The sequence below is a fragment of the Alcaligenes sp. SJTW-7 genome, from assembly GCF_047716895.1.
GTDB lineage: Bacteria > Pseudomonadota > Gammaproteobacteria > Burkholderiales > Burkholderiaceae_B > Alcaligenes > Alcaligenes ammonioxydans.
On sequence record NZ_CP136682.1, the window covers coordinates 1817849 to 1835727 of the forward strand.

A 17879-nucleotide genomic window follows, 5' to 3' on the forward strand; every position below is an offset into this window, starting at 1 on the left:
CGTTCAAGCCCTGGCGGAAACATCAATAGTGGACAGTGTAAAACAATGGTTAGTTTGTTTGATCCAATCAAACTGGGTGATATTGAGCTCATGAACCGCATCATCATGGCGCCCATGACACGCGCGCGCGCCTCGGAGGGCCGTATGCCCAACGATTTGATGCGTATGTACTATTGTCAGCGGGCCAGTGCGGGGCTGATTGTAGCCGAAGCGACCTCGGTATCGCCGCAAGGCGTGGGCTATGCCCACACACCGGGCATCTGGAGCAGCGCGCAGGTAGACGCCTGGCGCACGATTACCGAAGCCGTGCATGCCAAGGGGGGGCGGATCGTTCTGCAATTGTGGCATGTGGGGCGGGTGTCTGACCCGGAGTTTCTCAATGGGCAGATGCCGGTAGCGCCTAGTGCAATTGCCTGTGACGGCATGGTCAGCCATTTAAGCCCCGAGCGTCCTTTCGTGGTGCCTCGCGCCTTGCGCATAGAAGAAATTGCCGACATCGTGGACGATTTTGCTGTAGCGGCCCAAAACGCACTCAGTGCGGGCTTTGATGGGGTAGAGATACACGGTGCCAATGGTTATCTGATTGACCAGTTCTTGCACGATGGGTCCAACACGCGTACCGATGCGTACGGCGGAACGATTGAAAATCGGGCGCGTTTCCTGTTGGAAATTGTGGATGCGTGTGTGGCCATTTGGGGTGCCGGCCGGGTGGGTGTGCATTTGTCTCCACGGGGTGGTTTGCATGGCATGAAGGATTCCGATCCGGCCCGCTTGTTCTCTTACGTGGCCTGTGAGCTGGATCGCCGCGATATTGCCTTTTTGTTCTTGCGCGAAAGTCCGGCCTCGGACAGCTTGTTGCCCATGATCAAATGTCAGTTTGGTGGCGCCATTATTGCCAATGAGCATTTTGATTTGCCCACCGCACAGACCACTTTATCCAAAGGCATGGCCGATGCCGTGTCGTTCGGTAAGGCTTTTTTATCCAATCCGGATTTGCCATTGCGTTTGCAGTTACGCGCTCCCCTCAATAGCTGGGACCGGGATTCGTTTTACACCCAGGGCCCCAAAGGCTATACGGATTATCCATTTTTGAAAACCCAGGCAGACTGTGAGCAGTCGGTGGGTGAGGATTTGCAGACGCATTAATTCGGCGCTCTGGTTAAGTCGCTTGAAAATAAAAAAGCCCGTTTGATGCGGGCTTTTTTAATGGAATTTGTGGTGATTCGGTAGTGGATTGAAACAAGGTGCCGTTTTTGAATGATTGTGTGCGGATGGCTGATTTACTGGTGTCAACGCTGGTTTGACGGTGCCCGTTTAGGCAATCCCTTGGCGCGTGGCGTTCAGCTACCGCGCACAACCCGAAAAGTGGCTGCCGCTTTAACCAGCAAGCGCTCCTTCTCGTCGTATCCGCCTCCTTCGCAATAGGCGGTGTCGCCTTCCAGATAGAGACACCGGGCTTTGAACCAGACATCGCCACGGGCTGGGAGCAGGAACTGGGTGTTCATGTCGATGGTGGCCATCCCTGAACCAGGGCGCTGGGCTCGCGCGGCAGCGCTGAGCGTGAAGTCCAGAATAGCCATCAAGGTGCCTCCATGTACATCCGCACGGGAGTTGGCATTCCAGGCTTGCCAGGGCAGAAAAGTGATCACTTCCTGCTCGGTGCTGCTGACGGTTTGCAGGCCCAGGTGCTGCATCAAAGGGATATGAGTGCCGAAGAAATCCTGTTTGGGCTGCGCCAGTTCGGCCTGCAAATGCTTCATGGATTCAGCTTCTGCTTCACTTGAGCGGAAACTTGAGACATATCGGCACGACCGGCCAGTTTGGCTTTAACCAAACCCATGACCTTGCCCATCAGTGCGGGACCTTGAGCGCCTTCCGATTGGGCTTGGGTAATTGCATCGGCAATTGCAGCATCAATTTCTGCCTTATCGGCCTGTTGGGGCAGATATTCTTGCAGAATCTGCAATTCTGCTGCTTCTTTCTCGGCGCTTTCAGTGCGACCGGCCGATTCAAAAGCCTGAATGGATTCGCGGCGCTGCTTGACCTGTTTTTCAATGATGCTTGTGACTTCGGCATCGCCCAGCTCCGTACGCTCATCCACTTCACGTTGTTTGATCGCGGCTTGCAAAAAGCGCAAGGTCTCCAGGCGCGCGCTATCGCGAGCGCGCATCGCCGTTTTGATATCGTCAGCTAAACGGGTTTTGAGTGTTTGACTCATGGTGGTTCCTGATTGAACGGGCAAAGCCTTAGTTTAACGCAGGGCGGGATGGGGAAAAATCCGATTATTGAAAATCCCGACTGCGCGTCACCAGATCACCGATCAGGTGATTCAGGCAAACCAGGCGTCGGGCAATCAAATGGCAGACAGCACCGTCGCGCTGCCAGATGCCATAGACGCCAAGCAGACGTGACTGGAGCAGTGCCTGGGATTGCTCCTGAGCCAGCTCCTCGCGCACGATGACATTCACACTGCCTGTTTCGTCTTCCAGCGTCACAAAGACCGTTCCCTTGGCGGTGCCGGGACGTTGGCGGGTCGTGACCAGGCCACAGGCCCGTGCCAGCCGGCGGTCCGGGTAGTTCAGACTCAGTTGCGCTGCCGTTGAGAATCGCAAAGGAATTAACTGCTGTCGCAGCAAGGACAGGGGGTGACGGTGCAAACTTAATCCGACTGCCTGATAGTCGCTCAATACCTCTATCCCTACGCTGGTACGAGGTAGCTCTGGCGTCGTGTCCGGGTTTTCTGCATGGCTGAGCAAACCGGCCTGGCTGGGACGGCGAGCATCCCATACGCCATGTCGACGCTGGCTATAAGCGCTGCGCAAGGCATGGGCTTGCGCCAGGGCTTGTTGATCATGAGCGGACAGGGCCAGCTCCTGGCGCAAGCAGGCCAGGTTCAATGTCCGTTCGGGGTGGTTTTGCCGGTAGTGAACAATAGCGTGTGCGCCTTGCTCACTTAAACCTTTAACCATGTGCAGGCCCAGACGGACCTGGCGCGGGCTGCCCGGTGCTGAACATACATGGCTGTCAAACAGGCTGTATTGCACATCAACAGGCAGCACTTGTACGCCGTGGCGGCGTGCATCCTGGACCAATTGGCTGGGGCCATAAAAGCCCATGGGCTGAGAGTTCAGCAAAGCGGCCAGAAAATGATCGGGATAACGCGCTTTCAGATAGGCACTGAACCAGGCCAGTTTGGCGAAGCTGGCCGAATGGCTTTCGGGAAAACCGTATTCCCCAAAACCGCTGATCTGATCAAACAGGCGCTTGGCGAACTCAGGGGGATACTGTTTAGCGGCCATACCATCTAGCAACTCCTGTTCAAAAGGCCCCAAACCACCACGGCGACGCCAGGCAGCCATGGCTCGTCGCAGGGCATCTGCTTTGTCGGCCGAAAAACCTGCCGCCTCCATGGCCAGTTCCATCGCCTGCTCCTGAAAAATAGGCACGCCCAAGGTGCGTTCCAGCACAGGGCGGATTTCGGGAGCGGGGTAATCGACTTTGCTGGGGTCGCGACGGCGTTCCAGATACGGGTGCACCATGCCACCTTGAATGGGGCCGGGCCTCACGATCGCCACTTGCACCACCAGGTCATAAAAGCACTTGGGACGTAGCCGCGGCAACATGCTCATCTGGGCGCGGGATTCGATCTGGAATACGCCTATGGTGTCGGCGCGCCGGATCATGCGAAAGGTTTTGGCGCTGTGCAAAGGAATGTCTTGCAAGCGGAACGGCTTGCCTGTTTGCTGACTGATGCTGTCCAGGCATCGACGCAGGGCGCTCAACATGCCCAAAGCCAGGATGTCGACTTTCAGCAGCCCCAGCACATCCAGATCATCCTTGTCCCATTGCACGACGCTGCGTCCCGGCATGGCGGCGTTTTGAATCGGCACCAGCCTGTGCAAAGGCGTTTGTGAAATCACAAAACCACCGGGATGCTGAGACAGGTGACGCGGGAAACCCATGAGCTGACGGGTCAAAGACAGCCATTGATGGGCTTGTTCAGGCGGGCATTCGGGAAAGCGTGCCAGGACCTCATCCTGAATACGGGTATCTTTGAGCCAGGCGCGGTCACATTGGATCAAGGCCTCGATCAAGGCGTGAGGAATGCTAAGTGCCTTGCCGGTATCACGCAAGGCGCTGCGACGGCGGTAGCTCGTGATTACCGCCGTTAATGCAGCCCGTTCACGACCATATTTACGATAAATGTATTGAATGACTTCTTCGCGACGCTGGTGCTCGAAGTCCACATCGATATCGGGCGGTTCGGCCCGTGCCCGACTGATAAAGCGGGCAAACAGCGTATGAGTGCTGGCGGGGTCCACTTCCGTAATACCCAGGCAATAGCATACCGCTGAATTGGCGGCCGAGCCGCGTCCCTGGCACAGAATTCCCCGGCTGCGGGCGTAGCTGACGATGTCATACAAGGTCAGAAAGTAGGACTCGTAGCCCAGGTCTTCAATCAGGCTCAGCTCTTCGTCCAGGCGCGTGCGCAAACGGTCACTGATTCCTTTCGGATAGCGCCTGTGCGCGCCACGCTCGGTTTCCTGTCGCAGATACTCACTGCCACTGAGGCCGGGCGGAACAATCTCGACCGGGTACTCGTACTTGATTTCGCTTAAACAAAACTGGCACAGCTCTTGAATGTGATCGCTGGTCTTGCGCAAGTCGGCCGGGTAGAGGTTGGCCAGTTGGAAACGACTGCGCAAGTGGTGTTCCGCATTGCTGGCCAGAGACCAGCCACATTCCTGTATGGGTGTTTTCAGGCGTATGGCGGTCAAGGTGTCGTGCAAGGGCTGGCGAGAACGCACATGCATGTGGACGCCGCCCAAGGCGGCACAAGACAGGCCACACTGTTGGGCTGCCAGCCGAACCGTGCGTAAATGCTGCTGATCCTGATCCCGCCTATGTAAGCTGAGGCCTAAAAACAAACGGTCGGCAAACAGGCTTTTCAAGTCTTGCGCTTGCTGATAGATGTGTTCGCCAGACAGGCCATAAGCCGGTTTGTAAATGACCAGACAGTCGGCTAATACCGTGTGCTGCGCACCGTAGCGGGCTTGCTGCAAAAAGGACCAGTCAATGGGCGCCTCCTGCTTCAAGTCCAAAGACTGGTGCAGCTCAGAGATGAACTGACAAAGATTGCCATAGCCTTCTTTGTTGCGGGGCAGAATCAAGAGTTCGTGGGCCTGCGTGTCGTTGGGTGAAGCGGTCTCACAATGCGTGCCAGGGCAGGAGGAAGTGTCCCATTGGCCGCTAAAGCGGAATCGGCTGCCAACCAGCAAACGGATCTGTGGATGCAGTCGGGCCTGTGCGTAGGCGCGGACTACCCCGGCCATGGAGGCGTAGTCGCATAAGGCCAGTGCCTTGTAGCCCAGCTCGGCGGCTCGACTGATCAGCTCCTCGGGATGGGAGGCACCCGTCAAAAAACTGTAGTTGGACAGGCAGTCCAGTTCGGAGTAGAGCAGTTCTGAAGGGATACTCATCCAAAGACTCCGTGTAAATACCAAGCGTGTTCCTGGCTTAAATCCCGGTAAACCCAATACAAACGCCCTTGGGGGCACAAGGCTACAAAATAGTCGCGCTGCTGGTGGCCGCCACCGTTCCACCAGCCGGTTTGTATTCGCTCTGGGCCTTGAATCAGGCGCAAACGTTGATGGTCCAGGAGCGGGGATTGTTGGTCGTGTGGCAGGGGCCGGGCCGGCTCCAGCAGCCAGCATGGACGCTGCCGTACCGGGCCTGCGGCTGGGCGGGCGGCCACCGTTGATGCGGGCTGCCATTGATTGGCTTGCTCGGGCAAATGGCTGGCCTGGGGGGCGGGGGTGAGGATCTGCCCGGTCCCGAGTCTGGCCTGCAAGCGTTCCAGAAGTTGCTGGTCTTGTTCCTGCCAATGGTGTGCATCCGGAAACAGACTGCTGGCGTGGGTTTGGCGTGGGTGAAGTTGGCGGGCCCGCAGCATCAGGCTTTGGACGGCGGCAGGTAATTGCAGGGGCTGGAACTGTTCTTGCCAGACAGGCAGAAAGTCCTGGCTGCGCCAGCTAGAGCGGGCCATGTGCAGTTCCAGATGAGTGCTGCGTGGGTAATCTTTATAGCGCTCCGTATGCAGGGTCAGCTCCAGGCCCGTACAAGCGAGTTGGTGCTGGTTCAGCCCGCCTTCCAGCTGGTTTAGCAGACGGGTCAAGGCCCGTAATACCAAGGCTTTGTTATTGGAAGGGGTGTCCAGCTCCAGTCGGTATATAAATTGTGGGGCAGACTGGACCCATTCCAGGGTCCAGCTCTGCAAGCCGTAGGCCTGATCCAGTTGCAGGAGCAGGGTACGCAGCCCGCGCTGGGCCAGACCGTCGCGTGGCAATTGACGCAACTGGCCCAAGGTATGACAGCCCAGGCTGTGCAACCAGTGCAACTGATCGGCAGGTGCGCCCAGCAACTGGATGGGAAGCGGGTTCAGACAAGCGTGCAGCCGCCGGATGCAACGACGTTGCTTGCGTGTGGACAGGGCCAGCAAACAGGCCGCCCGCGCGCTGGGAGCCAGGGCCAGACAGGGATCGGGAATCAGGGCTTGCAAGTCTGCCCGAACGTGTTGGTATAGACGACGCAGGCCACCAAACAGCCGTAGGCTGGCGCTGATATTCAGTACCCATAGATTCGCCTGAATGTGAGCCAGTTGCGGGCTGTAGTGTAGCAAGACCGCCTGCAGCCTGTCTTGCTGCTCTGAACCGGCCTCAGGCGTGAGCAGGCTCTGGGGCAGTCGCAGGCACAGGTACATGGTTTGGCAGGGCCGCTGGCGGCATCCCGGTTGGGTGAAGGGCTAAGGCAATGGCTTGCGAGCAGGGCGGACCGCGGCGCTTAAGAATCTGCACATCCAGCCAGGCCTGGCCTTGTTGATCTTGTCGGGGGTAAAGCGCCAGGCGCAACAGGGCCGGGCTATTGGCTTGGCTGTGCAGGGGACGTAAGCAAAAAAACAGGCTGTCGCTATGGCTGGCCAACAGTTGCAACTGGCGTAAGGCGGCTAAAGGGACATGGGCGGGCAACCAGCTCAGTACGGCGGCACAGTGGCCGTGCCGCAGGGCTTGGGCGCTGGCCCATAAGGTGTCGTTCAGGTGCTGGCTGCGTATCCAGAGCAGGCGGGCGGGTAGCGTGCGTGGCGCAGGGTGGGTTGGCCGGGACATTGCACAGGTGCCATGCCACGATTGCTGCATGGGCTGATAGGGAGGGGCGACCAGCACACGCAAGCGTTCTGCCGGCATGGCATTTAAGGCGGGCAATAGCAAGGACATGGCACTGCTGTCCGGGTGGGCCAGCAGCTCGATCAGGTTGCCCACTGGCCAGCCGCCTCCAGGCAGTTGGGCATTCAGGCTGTCAAAGCCACTGGACAGGCACGTGCCGGCGGCATGCGCATAATGCTTGCCCGTCCACAGGGAGGGGTGAATATCTAAAAGGGAACGAAGTGCGCTTGCCATAGAATGCTCCTGAATGCTGTATAAATATACAGTAAAAATGCAACTCGGCAAACCGGCCATCGGCTTCAAAGCAGAACTTTTATATACTGTGGCCTTCTGTTGGGTCCCCTTGCATGAACGCTTCCTCTTTCTCTCGTCCAGGCCGTTGCGCACGGTGTCAGCGGCCTGTGGCCCGATGCTTGTGTTCGCTGATTCCTTCTCTGCAAGCAACGTGCCCTCTTTTGATTCTGCAGCATCATTCCGAGGCGCGGCATGCGCTCAATACCGGGCGCCTGGCGTATTTGGGTGTGCAAGGGGCGCAGCTGTGGGTGGGGGAGCAGTTTGAAGATCTGGAGGCGCGTTTAGCGCAGGCCCAGCGTCCTGTACTGCTGTTTCCGGGACCTCAGGCCCAGGTGGCCCGGGCCTTGGCGCCCCAGCAAAGGCCTGATCTGATAGTGGTGCCCGATGGCACCTGGCGCAAGGCCCGCTTGATTTTGCATCGCAATCCGATCTTGCAGCGTTTGCCGCATTGGGTGCTGCCGCAAGGGGATGTGTCGCGCTACCGGTTGCGCAAAGCGCCAGATCCTCAGGCCGTTTCCACGTTGGAGGCGATTGTACGGTTGATGCAGCTTATGGAGCCGGAGCGCGATTTCAGCGCCTTGCTACGGCCATTTGAGCATTTGATCGAGGAGCAGATCCAGGCCATGGGCCTGGATACCTATGAGCGCAACTATCCTACTTCCAGATGAAGTTCAGTTCCTGCGGCTTACCCTCGACCAGTGTGGTCTGGCGCTCCTGGGTTTGGCCTTCGTACGTGGCAAACACTTTGTAGTTGCCCGGACCGAGGCGGATCAGGCAATAAGGGCCATCAATCAGGCTGTTGAGCACGGTCTGATCGGCGCTGTTACGGATCACCAGCTGAACATCAGAGATGTAGGCGATGCGCTCGCCCTGCTGGGCTGAAAAGTTGACGGACAAGGGAAAGGTGCTGCGCACCATGCGGAAAAGCTGGGCTTCATCACTGCCTATGCCGCCGCTGACGTATTCGGTGGAGCCGTAATACTGGCTGGGGGGCAGTTCCTGAGCGTGCGCAATCGGACTGCTCAACAAGGCCAGCGACATGGCAATGCCGATCAAAGAAAGACGAGGACTCATGAGATTTCCTTGCTTGAGGTGAGGTGGCTAAGCGGGCCATGCATGGCCCTGTTGCTGTTATGAGTGGAAGGGGGCAGGCCGTGCGGATGAAAGCTGGGCCATGACAAGGGCCAGTCATGTTGCCGCTCGGGCTGGGCCGCCGGGGTGAAGCTGCGTTCACGCAGCGTACCTTGCCCATGCTGATCCAGCGTAATGACGGTGGTGCAACGCGTGCCATAGTCGGGGCTGACAATAAACGGGCTGCTTAACAGGCGTTCGCGCTCCAGGCTCAAGCCGGTCTGAGGCAAGTCTGCATCGGCGGCCAGGTCCTGATTGCGCAAACCTTGAAACAAGCTCTCTACGGCCGGGGCCGAGCCGTCAAAATGTTGCGCTTGCAGGGTTTCCTTCAAGAACAGGCTTTTGGGCCACGGGGTGTTCAGCCAGGCATTGCTCAGAATATGGACGCCCGGATCGAGTCGTTGCGGCTGGCCGCTGGGGTGACGATTACTGTAATAAGCCAGTTGCAAGGCTTGCGTGTCGGTGGGCCATTGCAGCACAAAAAGATTAAAACCGGCGTACTCGGCCCCTTGACGGGCTAACTGGGCCAGATAATCCAGAGGGCTGCGCTCATCGCGCAGGAATTGGGGGATCAGTTCTCCCCGCGAACGTTGAGCGCCGCTTTTATTGCCGGGAATTTCGCGGTAGTTGGTAAGCAGGGCCAGTCGTCCCCGGCATTGTGTCAGGCCCAGCCACGTGCCTCCGGCCTGCAGGTCACGACCGGCAAGAATGTCGGGCTCGTCTTGCCAGGGCTGTGCCGGCTGGCTGGGACGAGCATGATATTCATCGCGATTGGCGGCAATAATCAGCGGCCAATCCGCATTGACTCCGATGGCGATATAAGCGATGCACATGTGCCGATTGTAGGATGGCTATGCAGGCTTTGGTAGCCGAAGAAGTGCCAAGTTCCGTATTTTTTCCCGGCATTGGAACGCAGGTGCGGGCCGTGTATTTGCCGCCGGGCCCTTAAGGCGCCATGTAGTCCCGGGCCAGGCGTACAACCGTGACGCCGGGACGCAGCTGACGTAAAGAAGGCATGATCAAGGTGCAGTGGTCGTAAGGCGTCAGCAAGGGCTGCCCATCGGCCTGGCCGATGCATGTGCCTGCCTGGCTCAGGGTTTCCAGGCCTTGCCAGGTCTGGCTGAAACTCACTTGCCGGGAGGGCGCCACCACCGCATGGGTGACCTGCACGATTCGTTGCTGTTTGGGAGAGGCCCGACGCCAGTCTGACGGGATATCTTGGATGTCCACAATCTCGGAGGCGATGAGAAAGCGGGCAATCAGGTCCAGCGCCACAGCCGGTGTCTGCGGGTCTCCGTGAAAGCCGCATTCCAGCAACAGGGAGCGGGTTTCTTCAGCCTCGGGCTCAGAGAATCGGCCGTAATCGCGCATGCGTACGCCGTCCTGATGGCCGGAATCCACAATGACGTGTTCGGGGGCGCCCAGTGTCTTGGCCAGCTCGATGTTGCGCTCCAAGGTTCCGGTCAATAGCAAGGGCGCACAGGGCTCGTGCATGGAGTGCAGATCCAGCAACCAGTCGGCCTGTTCCAGCCAGGGCAAGATGGCGCGTGCGCGACGTTGTTCCTGAGTCTGTGTTTGAGACAGTTTTTGCGCACTCCAGACCCGATTCATGTCTTCATCCACATAACGGCTGGCATCGTGATGCGCCGGGTCAAAGCGATCAAAAGCGTCCAGATTGCAAAAAGCCAGGATCAGCTTGCCGCGACGGGGTTGCACGCCACGAGCGAGCAAGGCTTTCAAGGCCCAGGCTCCGCAAAGCTCATTACCGTGTATTAGCGCGCTGATCATCACGGTTCGGCCCGCTTTACCGGAGTCCAGGCACCACAGGCCGGGAACACCGGTATTGCCCTGGCGCTCTGTTTGAATGTCGGGGTACGAAAGAGAAAAGGACATGCTAGGGGCTCCAGCACCCCGACCTGCGGCCGGGGGCCTGTTTTTTTATTCGGCTTGCAGTTTGGCCAGCTCAACCAGGCGGGCGTATTTATCGACTTCTCTGGCCTGAAATTCGGCTGCGTTCATGCCGGGGGCGTAAAGCGTAGCGCCATTCGACCGCATTTTCTCTTGCAGGCTGGACGATTCCAGGCTGTTGTCCAAAGCCTGGCGCAAGGTCTGGGTGACGGATTCAGGCAAGTCCTTGGGGCCATACAAGCCGAACCAGACATTGATGTCGACTTTTTCAAAACCGGGCGTATCAGCCAGCGGCGGAATTTCCGGTGCAGCCGCAGACGCACGGGTTTCGGTAATGCCCAGGGGGACGATGGCACCGGCCCGTGCTTGTGACAGGCCCGAGGACAGGACCAGATAGGCGGTGTCCAATTGTCCACTCATCAGGTCCGAGACCAGAGGGGGCACGCCGCGATAGGGCACATGCATGGCAGTGGTGCCGGTGGAGGCATTGACCATTTCACCGGCCAGGTGCAGGGTGGTCCCCACGCCCGAGGAGCCAAAGCTGAAGGCTTCGGGTTGGGCAGCCCGCAGTTTTTGCGCATAGTCCGCCGCCGAGCGGATGCCCGATTTTTTGGAGGCGGCCAGCAGCAGGGGCTGAGAAGCAATCATGCCAATGGGCGTAAAGTCTTTCTGTCCGTCATAGCGCACGGCCTTGTTGATCATGCCTGCGATAATCATCTCGTTGGTGGAACCCAGCAGCAGGGTATAGCCGTCAGCAGCGGCACGCTGGACACGTTGAGCTCCAATCGTCCCGCCTGCGCCGCCCGCATTTTCGACCACCACCGTTTGGCCCAGACGGTTGCTGAGCTCTTCCGCCAGCAGGCGTGCAGTCAGGTCGACGCTGCCTCCGGCCGGATAGCCTACGACCAACGTCAGGCTGCGTGAGGGATAGGTGTCGGCATGGCTGATCGAAATGGGCAAGAGGCTACAGGCGCCTGCCAGGCTCAGTACCAGACTGCGTTTGGAGAAAGAAAAAGACATGATGTGCTCCCCGTTCGATGGATAGGGCTCCGGCCCGCAGCCCGGGTGGGTGCGTCGGGCGTGTTTATCCTTAGTTATGAAGGGGTATTGTGTCCGCTGCAGCTGATGCTGATGTGCTGTTACGGCACATAGCCGTGCTTTTTCAGCCGGCAGATCTGTTAACGAGCTTGCTGGGTAAAGGCCCAGACAGATTCGGCCAGATCCGAAAGGGGGGCGCGCGAGCGATACAGACGAACCTCAAAGGCAATCTCATCGCCCTTGCCGCCTAGCTGCACCAGCGTTCCGCGACGACATTCATTGGCAATCATGGACAAGGGCAGCCAGGCCACGCCCATGCCTTTTAATACTGAGCCCATGGCCGTGTCCAGCGAATCGCACCGTACCGTACTGACCAGAGGGTAGGGAAAGTGATGCAGCTTGTCGCCCAGAATCCGGGCCATGGCCAGACCGCCCGAATATGAAATCAAGGGTATGCTGCGCCCGCTATCGGCGTTGAGCTCATACAAAGGGTGGCCATTCTTGCGCCGTTGACAGGTCGGCACCAGTTTGTCGGTAGCGATGGTCATGTAGGTGACCTGTTCGGCCAGAAGCTCAATTGACAGGGCGGGGTGCTCATAGCAGCACAGAAAGTCTGTTTTGCCTTGGGCAAGCAGCTTGGCCATATCGGCCATCATGCCGGTGCTGATATCGATCGGTATGTGGGCGGACAAGGGGGCCTGGCTGCCTTTCTGAAGGCGGCTGACCCAATCGGTGACCAAGGTGCGCGCCAGACTGCGGCCAGTGGCGATGCGCAAATGGCCTTGCCCTGTCTGCTCCGAGGCCTGCAATTGCCGACGTACCCGGTTGAGTTGCTCCAGTACTTGATGGGCGGTGTTGTAGAACACCTGTCCCTGGGCCGTGAGCGTGATGGGCAGGCTACCACGTTCCACCAGAGGGGTTCCGACCCAGGCCTCCAAGGCCCGGATACGGCGTCCAAATGCGGGGTGTGTGACGTGGCGTTGTTCTGCTGCCCGGACAAAGCTGCCTTCGCGTGCCAGGGTGAGGAAATCTTCAAGCAGTTTGAGCTGAGGCACGACAAGCACGCTCCTTAAAAGAATGCAGGCCTATTGATACCGGCTGCTGACCCATCGAAAGAGGTAGCCGAGCAGCAGGTCGTAAAAATGCCCCAAAATCGGCTCAAAGGCCATGATGTTGGGGCATCGGGCAGACCGTGTGTCTGTCACGGTTCAGACACGCAGGGAGATCAGAGCATGGCCAGACCGTTGGATTTTTCGACCAGATCACGAATGCGCACGGCATCACCGATACGAGAATAACGGCCTGAGGAATTCAGCAGCACAATAGCCACCTCTCGATCCTCGATTTTGGTCAACATTACCAGACATTCACCCGCTTCGTTGATGAAGCCGGTTTTGGAGACCTGGATATCCCAGTTGGCGTTTTTGACCAGACGATTGGTGTTGTTAAAGACTAGTTGGCGACCTCGCATGGGCTGGACGGAGTACTGGTCGTTGGTCGTGTATTGCTGAATGCGGGCATGCTGGCTGGTGGCGGTCAGCAGTTTGACCAGATCGCGCGGGCTGGCCACATTGTCGCTGGACAGGCCGGTGGGTTCGACAAAGCGCGTATTGCGCATGCCCAAGGCGCGCGCCTTGTCATTCATGGCGCGCACAAAGGCGGGCAGTCCGCCGGGATAATTACGGCCCAAGGCATGGGCGGCCCGGTTTTCTGACGACATCAGGGCCAGATGCATCATGTCGGCACGGCTCAAACGCGAGCCGACGCTCAGACGTGAGCTGGAATGTTTGATGCGATCCACGTCTTCGTCGATGATCTCCAGCATTTCATCCATAGGCAAGCCCGACTCGGCAACGACCAGAGCGGTCATCAGCTTGGAGATGGATGCAATGGGACGCACGGCGTCGCTGTTTTTCTGGTACAGCACCGTTGACGACTCCAGATCCTGCACAAATGCAATTTCCGAACGCAAGGCCGCATTCTGAATCAGGGCGTCATGTTTGAGGGCATTCAGGGCACGGCGACTATCGTTTTCGTTATAGCTGATAGGCTGCAGGTTTTTTTCGAAAACCAGGTGAGGCACGTTGTAGCTGATGGCGGCGGTGGCTTCCTCCTGGACGGAGGGCTCGGCCAGCGCCAAAGTCTGGGCCAGCGACGAAAGCGAAAAAGGCGCTAGAAATAAAACACATAGCGCACGGCGTATTAATTTATTTGTTCTGGTCTGAGGCATTTTTCAGTTCCCGGAGGGCGAGAAACAGAAGGGCGGAGAGAATTTATGCGCTTATGCTACCAGAAAAAATCCTCTTTATATTAGTATCTTACGGCTCAAAGTTAAAAAAAAATTAAGATGTCTTTGCGGTATCATTAAGAAACTTATTTTTATCTGTATAAAAACACAGTCTATGTCTTTGGTGAAATTTAAAAACAATAAAAAACCTGTTTTTATAAACAGTTTTTTAAATCGTTTGTGGACATCAATATCGCTGGCTTTGGTACTGCCGCTCGCACACGCCGCCTCATTAAGTTGGGATGGCGAGCAGCTCAGCAGTGCCATCACGCCCGCTTCGCCCAGCAGCCAGCAGTTCTTCATGCCAGCGCAAGCGGTACAGGCGCAGGCCTCATCGATTGGCAAGGTGGAGGTTAGCTACCACCATAATGGGCGCGCCATTTTGAAAAGCCGTTTGTGCCTGCAAGGAGGAAAGTGCGTGGATATGAACGGGTCGGTACTCAGCACCAGAGCCTTTGCGGGCCAGGATGCGCGTCTTGGTTTTGTGTTGATGCACGAGGTGTGGAGTTGGGCGGGTAGCACCGAACCGGTGCGCGTCCAGGCTTCGATCCGAGTCAATTACCAGCCTTAGTGTGACTGGCCGCGATGTGAATAATTGTTGTCTGTCTTTGATGCAACGCAAGGTCTAGGCCTAAAGAAACTCGTTCTGCTGCCGATATGTAGTCCTGATGCCCCTCGGGCCCATAACCAGGACTTGTGCATGAACCCCTCAACTTTGATCGGCATCGTGGCCAGCGTGCTGCTGTTTGCCGTGATCTTGTTTTTTACGGCAGAAAATCCCGCCTTGTTTGTGGATTTGCCCAGTCTGGCCGTGGTGCTGGTGGGCACCTTGGCAGCGACCTTTATCAGCTACCCGTTAAGTGAAGTGGTTCGCATCTTTGGACTGATTGGGACAGTGCTGCGTAACGAGCGGCTGTACACCCAGCAGGATATGGATGAGCTGATCAATATCTCCCGCCTGTGGATGATGGGAGATATCCGGGCCGTGGAAGAAGCGCTGGAAAAAGTCGCGAACCCGTTTTTGAAAACCGGCGTTCAGTTAGTGATTGATCGTGCCCCACAAGAAGACATTGAAGATCTTTTGCAATGGCGTATCAGCCGTCTGCGCGCTCGCGAACATGCCGAAGCGCAACTGTTTCGCCTGATGGCCAGCTTCGCGCCCGCTTTTGGTATGGTCGGCACGTTGATTGGTCTGGTCAATTTGATGTTTCTGCTCGGTGATGGCGATATCACCTCGATTGGTCAACAGATGGCGCTGGCCCTGATGACCACCTTTTATGGGGTGCTGCTTTCCAATCTGGTATTTAAGCCGGTGGCCGTCAAGCTGGAGCGTCGCACGGAACAGCGGGTAGTCTTGATGAACATGATCATGCAGGGCGTGTCCATGATGAGCCAGCGCCGTGGCCCCGCGCTGATGCGTGAGACGCTGAACTCGTTCATGGCGCAGTATCAGGACGAGATCAATGACCGGGGCGGCCGCGATGACGATGCCGACCCGGCTGCGCAGCGAGGTTGATCCCATGGGAAACATGGAGCAAGACCTGACGTTAGGTGAGTTGGCGGATCGCCAGAAAGCCTTGCAAAAGGAGTTGGAGCAGGCCCGGGGAGCCAAGATTGAGCAGCAGCTGGCGAGCAATCTGGGCAGTCGGCGTCGCAGTCGCCCCTGGAACGATCCCGGCCTGGCAGTCCCCGAGGAGGAAGAGGCGTGGCTGACCACTTACCTGGATATGATGACTTTGCTGCTGGTCTTGATGATCGTGATGCTTTCTTTTGCCGGCAAGCGGGCTCAGACTGCGGCTCAGGGGCAAGGGCAGGGGGCAGCAACAGTGATGGCCCAGGCAGGTAAAGAAGGGGCGGGGCTGTTGCCGGCTTCAGCAGGGCTGTTTCCTGAATCGGCGCTCGGTGACGGACCGGATAAAAGCAATCATGGTTTGGACCTGGATGGTCTGGGAGATAACATTGATGTGGTCATGAATGATCAGTCGGTTAGTTTCCGTATCAACAGCGAGATTCTGTTCAACTCGGGTGGCGCTGATTTGGGGCTGGAAGGGTTGACCGTCCTGCGCCAACTGGCTACCGTCCTGCAAAAATCGGCGCATCCTATTGTGATCGAAGGGCATACCGACTCGGTGCCCATTCGCAGTTATCGCTACCCGTCCAATTGGGAGCTGTCCGGTGCGCGTGCCGGAAGTGTGGTGCGCTATATGGAGGCCAATGGCATAGGCAGTCAGCGTCTGAGCGCGGTCGGCTACGCGGATACGCGTCCCTTGGGTGACAATGCCACGCAGCAAGGGCGTGCAACGAATCGAAGGGTTGAAATCATTGTGCAGATCCCTCAAACACAGACTGAAAGCCCTGCCCAATAAATCGTTAAAACAAAACCCCGGTTTGCATGTCGCAAACCGGGGTTTTTTTTATCCTGAGCCTTGGTCTCAGGGCGTTCGGATTTAGTCCAGTACCCGCGTGGAGGAAGCCAGGGAGCTGAGATCGAAATTGGGCAGATGACGGCGCAAGGGCATGATCAGGACGCTGATCACCACCGGCACAATCGCAGCCAGAAAGAAGGATTCCAGCAAGTAATCCATAGGGCCATTGGGACGTGGAAACACAGCCAGGCCGGCAACTAGACCGCCCAGGGTACTGACCGTGGCGGTAAAACCATCGTAGCGGCGGCTGTACAGTCCAAAGAACACGGGAAATGCTGCCGCCGAGCACAGCAAGTCTGCCAGCAGGAACAGGTACAGCACGCTGAAACCTTGCGAGGAAGCGTACAGCACAGGGATGGAGCACACCCAGATCAGGGAACGAGCCAGACTCATCATTTGAGCGGTATTGCGGTGAGGCATGATACGGCCCAGGTCCACCGCAATCAGGCTGGACACTGCGCTGATGGCCGTATCGGCGCTGCTCATCACCAGGGACAGCCCCAGGGGAATCAGCAGCACCAGAAACCAGACAGGAACATGCGGCAAAATCACATTGAACAGTGCCACGGAGCTGTCACCGTGTGAACCCAGGCCGACAAAGGCCAAGCCAAACAGACCCATCAGGAAGATGAAGGGGGCGACAAACAAGCCGCCCAGCAAAAAGCCACGCCGCATGGATTGCGTGTCTTTGGCAGCATAAATGCGCTGCCAGTTGCCCTGGTGAAACAGGCCGGTCAGCAAAATGGCGACAAAGAAGGTCAGGCCGGCCTTCATTCCCACGGGGTCGCTCAGTTCGATCAGACGCGGGGCTTGCAGCTTGACGCTGTCAAACAAATTCACCGGTCCTCCCACGGCTTGCCAGCCGAACATCACAATCAGAAATAGCATGGGCAGGATGACCAGCATCTGTACTTTGTCGGTAAAGATGGAGGCTCGCAGCCCGCCGTAAGAGGTGTAGATCAGGGTGGCCAGCAGCACAATACTGGCGGTAACCCACAAAGGAATGGGGGCAATCAAGGTAATCATCTTGGACATGGCGGTAATTTCGGCCGTCATGGAGATGAACATGTAAAACAGCATGATCAGCAGAGTCAGGGCATACATGGGACGGCCATAGCGGGCAATCACAAACTCGCTCAGGCTGTGACCGCGTGGCAGCAGTTCGCGCATGCGTTTGCCAAGCGGAATCATGGCCAGTCGTGGCGACATGGAGCCAATGGCATACCCGATCACGGCGCTCAAGCCTCCCCAACTGGCCGCCTGCGCCGGTGAGAATAGAATCCAGGCGCCCAGCGAAGAGGCCAATAAGGTCAGAATTGTGGCCAGCGAGCTTTGACTGTTGCGCGCTACCACAAAGTCTTCCAAAGAGCTGTTGTAGTGGCGGGCATACAGCACCCCGGCCAAAGCAAAGGCGGCAGAAAAAACAATCAGCCACAAAAGGGTGGCGGTTTGGTCCAGCATGAGATCTCCCCAAAAACCCGTGTGAACGGGCACAAACCGGCCCGGCCGGCACGATGCCGGGGACGGGGCGCAGAAAAATGGAGGGATTGAAATGGGGCGTGTGCGCTTGCCAAT

At 57.6% G+C, this 17879-nt stretch carries 17 protein-coding genes; 5 read left to right on the plus strand and 12 right to left on the minus strand.

Annotated elements, in window-relative coordinates; translation table 11 throughout:
- The first annotated feature begins 45 nt into the window (after nt 1-45).
- The gene (locus RSQ48_RS08230) at nt 46-1146 is read left to right on the plus strand and encodes an alkene reductase (protein ID WP_003800143.1); all 1101 of its coding nucleotides are present in this window, start codon (nt 46-48) and stop codon (nt 1144-1146) included.
- A 194-nt stretch (nt 1147-1340) separates the two neighbouring features.
- Here the strand turns inward: RSQ48_RS08230 and RSQ48_RS08235 are convergent, their stop codons facing one another.
- The 5 genes from RSQ48_RS08235 to RSQ48_RS08255 form a co-directional block, all read right to left on the minus strand.
- Entirely contained in the window at nt 1341-1760 is a 420-nt protein-coding gene (locus RSQ48_RS08235) for a PaaI family thioesterase (RefSeq protein ID WP_003800142.1), read from the minus strand.
- Nucleotides 1757-2218, minus strand: a complete 462-nt coding sequence (locus tag RSQ48_RS08240) for a GatB/YqeY domain-containing protein (RefSeq protein ID WP_003800141.1) — start codon at nt 2216-2218, stop codon at nt 1757-1759. The genes RSQ48_RS08235 and RSQ48_RS08240 overlap by 4 nt, the downstream gene beginning before the upstream one ends.
- Before the next feature lie 64 nt (nt 2219-2282).
- Nucleotides 2283-5480, minus strand: a complete 3198-nt coding sequence (locus RSQ48_RS08245; protein ID WP_415302329.1) for an error-prone DNA polymerase — start codon at nt 5478-5480, stop codon at nt 2283-2285.
- The gene (locus tag RSQ48_RS08250) at nt 5477-6760 is read right to left on the minus strand and encodes a Y-family DNA polymerase (RefSeq protein ID WP_003800138.1); all 1284 of its coding nucleotides are present in this window, start codon (nt 6758-6760) and stop codon (nt 5477-5479) included. The genes RSQ48_RS08245 and RSQ48_RS08250 overlap by 4 nt, the downstream gene beginning before the upstream one ends.
- The gene (locus tag RSQ48_RS08255; RefSeq protein WP_059317654.1) at nt 6717-7454 is read right to left on the minus strand and encodes a hypothetical protein; all 738 of its coding nucleotides are present in this window, start codon (nt 7452-7454) and stop codon (nt 6717-6719) included. The genes RSQ48_RS08250 and RSQ48_RS08255 overlap by 44 nt, the downstream gene beginning before the upstream one ends.
- 113 nt (nt 7455-7567) lie before the next feature.
- Here RSQ48_RS08255 and RSQ48_RS08260 point away from each other — a divergent pair, with 113 nt between their 5' ends.
- Entirely contained in the window at nt 7568-8182 is a 615-nt protein-coding gene (locus RSQ48_RS08260) for a tRNA-uridine aminocarboxypropyltransferase (RefSeq protein WP_039943006.1), read from the plus strand.
- Here RSQ48_RS08260 and RSQ48_RS08265 read toward each other — a convergent pair.
- From RSQ48_RS08265 to pbpG, 6 genes are all read right to left on the minus strand, one after another.
- The gene (locus RSQ48_RS08265) at nt 8169-8588 is read right to left on the minus strand and encodes a carboxypeptidase-like regulatory domain-containing protein (RefSeq protein WP_003800134.1); all 420 of its coding nucleotides are present in this window, start codon (nt 8586-8588) and stop codon (nt 8169-8171) included. The genes RSQ48_RS08260 and RSQ48_RS08265 overlap by 14 nt on opposite strands.
- Complete coding sequence (locus RSQ48_RS08270) at nt 8585-9478, minus strand: NRDE family protein (protein ID WP_003800133.1); 894 nt, start codon at nt 9476-9478, stop codon at nt 8585-8587. The genes RSQ48_RS08265 and RSQ48_RS08270 overlap by 4 nt, the downstream gene beginning before the upstream one ends.
- 112 nt (nt 9479-9590) lie before the next feature.
- Nucleotides 9591-10538, minus strand: coding sequence for a succinylglutamate desuccinylase/aspartoacylase family protein (locus RSQ48_RS08275; RefSeq protein ID WP_415302330.1), 948 nt, complete (start codon nt 10536-10538; stop codon nt 9591-9593).
- A 45-nt stretch (nt 10539-10583) separates the two neighbouring features.
- A complete protein-coding gene (locus RSQ48_RS08280; protein ID WP_131071762.1) occupies nt 10584-11573 on the minus strand; it encodes a Bug family tripartite tricarboxylate transporter substrate binding protein in 990 nt (329 codons plus the stop codon).
- Nucleotides 11574-11731: 158 nt separating this feature from the next.
- On the minus strand, nt 11732-12646 hold the full coding sequence (locus RSQ48_RS08285) for a LysR family transcriptional regulator (protein WP_003800130.1): 915 nt from the start codon (nt 12644-12646) through the stop codon (nt 11732-11734).
- A gap of 170 nt (nt 12647-12816) precedes the next feature.
- On the minus strand, nt 12817-13731 hold the full coding sequence (gene pbpG, locus RSQ48_RS08290; protein WP_415302331.1) for a D-alanyl-D-alanine endopeptidase: 915 nt from the start codon (nt 13729-13731) through the stop codon (nt 12817-12819).
- 325 nt (nt 13732-14056) lie between these two features.
- Here pbpG and RSQ48_RS08295 point away from each other — a divergent pair, with 325 nt between their 5' ends.
- The 3 genes from RSQ48_RS08295 to RSQ48_RS08305 all read left to right on the plus strand — a co-directional run bounded on the left by RSQ48_RS08295 (nt 14057) and on the right by RSQ48_RS08305 (nt 16244).
- Nucleotides 14057-14449 (plus strand): flagellar protein FlhE, encoded by a 393-nt coding sequence (locus RSQ48_RS08295; RefSeq protein ID WP_230406305.1) that lies wholly within the window; start codon nt 14057-14059, stop codon nt 14447-14449.
- Nucleotides 14450-14578: 129 nt separating this feature from the next.
- The gene (locus RSQ48_RS08300) at nt 14579-15394 is read left to right on the plus strand and encodes a motility protein A (RefSeq protein ID WP_003800126.1); all 816 of its coding nucleotides are present in this window, start codon (nt 14579-14581) and stop codon (nt 15392-15394) included.
- Entirely contained in the window at nt 15360-16244 is an 885-nt protein-coding gene (locus RSQ48_RS08305) for a flagellar motor protein MotB (RefSeq protein WP_207307417.1), read from the plus strand. The genes RSQ48_RS08300 and RSQ48_RS08305 overlap by 35 nt, the downstream gene beginning before the upstream one ends.
- Nucleotides 16245-16325: 81 nt before the next feature.
- Here RSQ48_RS08305 and RSQ48_RS08310 read toward each other — a convergent pair whose 3' ends face one another.
- Nucleotides 16326-17765, minus strand: coding sequence for a sodium:solute symporter family protein (locus RSQ48_RS08310; protein WP_131071763.1), 1440 nt, complete (start codon nt 17763-17765; stop codon nt 16326-16328).
- Between the last annotated feature and the right edge of the window lie 114 nt (nt 17766-17879).

Bases quoted from the DNA above. Each gene is read 5' to 3' on its own strand.
- RSQ48_RS08230 (WP_003800143.1), top strand. From the start codon at position 46: ATGGTTAGTTTGTTTGATCCAATCAAACTGGGTGATATTGAGCTCATG.
- RSQ48_RS08235 (WP_003800142.1), bottom strand. From the start codon at position 1,760: ATGAAGCATTTGCAGGCCGAACTGGCGCAGCCCAAACAGGATTTCTTC.
- RSQ48_RS08240 (WP_003800141.1), bottom strand. From the start codon at position 2,218: ATGAGTCAAACACTCAAAACCCGTTTAGCTGACGATATCAAAACGGCG.
- RSQ48_RS08245 (WP_415302329.1), bottom strand. From the start codon at position 5,480: ATGAGTATCCCTTCAGAACTGCTCTACTCCGAACTGGACTGCCTGTCC.
- RSQ48_RS08250 (WP_003800138.1), bottom strand. From the start codon at position 6,760: ATGTACCTGTGCCTGCGACTGCCCCAGAGCCTGCTCACGCCTGAGGCC.
- RSQ48_RS08255 (WP_059317654.1), bottom strand. From the start codon at position 7,454: ATGGCAAGCGCACTTCGTTCCCTTTTAGATATTCACCCCTCCCTGTGG.
- RSQ48_RS08260 (WP_039943006.1), top strand. From the start codon at position 7,568: ATGAACGCTTCCTCTTTCTCTCGTCCAGGCCGTTGCGCACGGTGTCAG.
- RSQ48_RS08265 (WP_003800134.1), bottom strand. From the start codon at position 8,588: ATGAGTCCTCGTCTTTCTTTGATCGGCATTGCCATGTCGCTGGCCTTG.
- RSQ48_RS08270 (WP_003800133.1), bottom strand. From the start codon at position 9,478: ATGTGCATCGCTTATATCGCCATCGGAGTCAATGCGGATTGGCCGCTG.
- RSQ48_RS08275 (WP_415302330.1), bottom strand. From the start codon at position 10,538: ATGTCCTTTTCTCTTTCGTACCCCGACATTCAAACAGAGCGCCAGGGC.
- RSQ48_RS08280 (WP_131071762.1), bottom strand. From the start codon at position 11,573: ATGTCTTTTTCTTTCTCCAAACGCAGTCTGGTACTGAGCCTGGCAGGC.
- RSQ48_RS08300 (WP_003800126.1), top strand. From the start codon at position 14,579: ATGAACCCCTCAACTTTGATCGGCATCGTGGCCAGCGTGCTGCTGTTT.
- RSQ48_RS08305 (WP_207307417.1), top strand. From the start codon at position 15,360: ATGACGATGCCGACCCGGCTGCGCAGCGAGGTTGATCCCATGGGAAAC.
- RSQ48_RS08310 (WP_131071763.1), bottom strand. From the start codon at position 17,765: ATGCTGGACCAAACCGCCACCCTTTTGTGGCTGATTGTTTTTTCTGCC.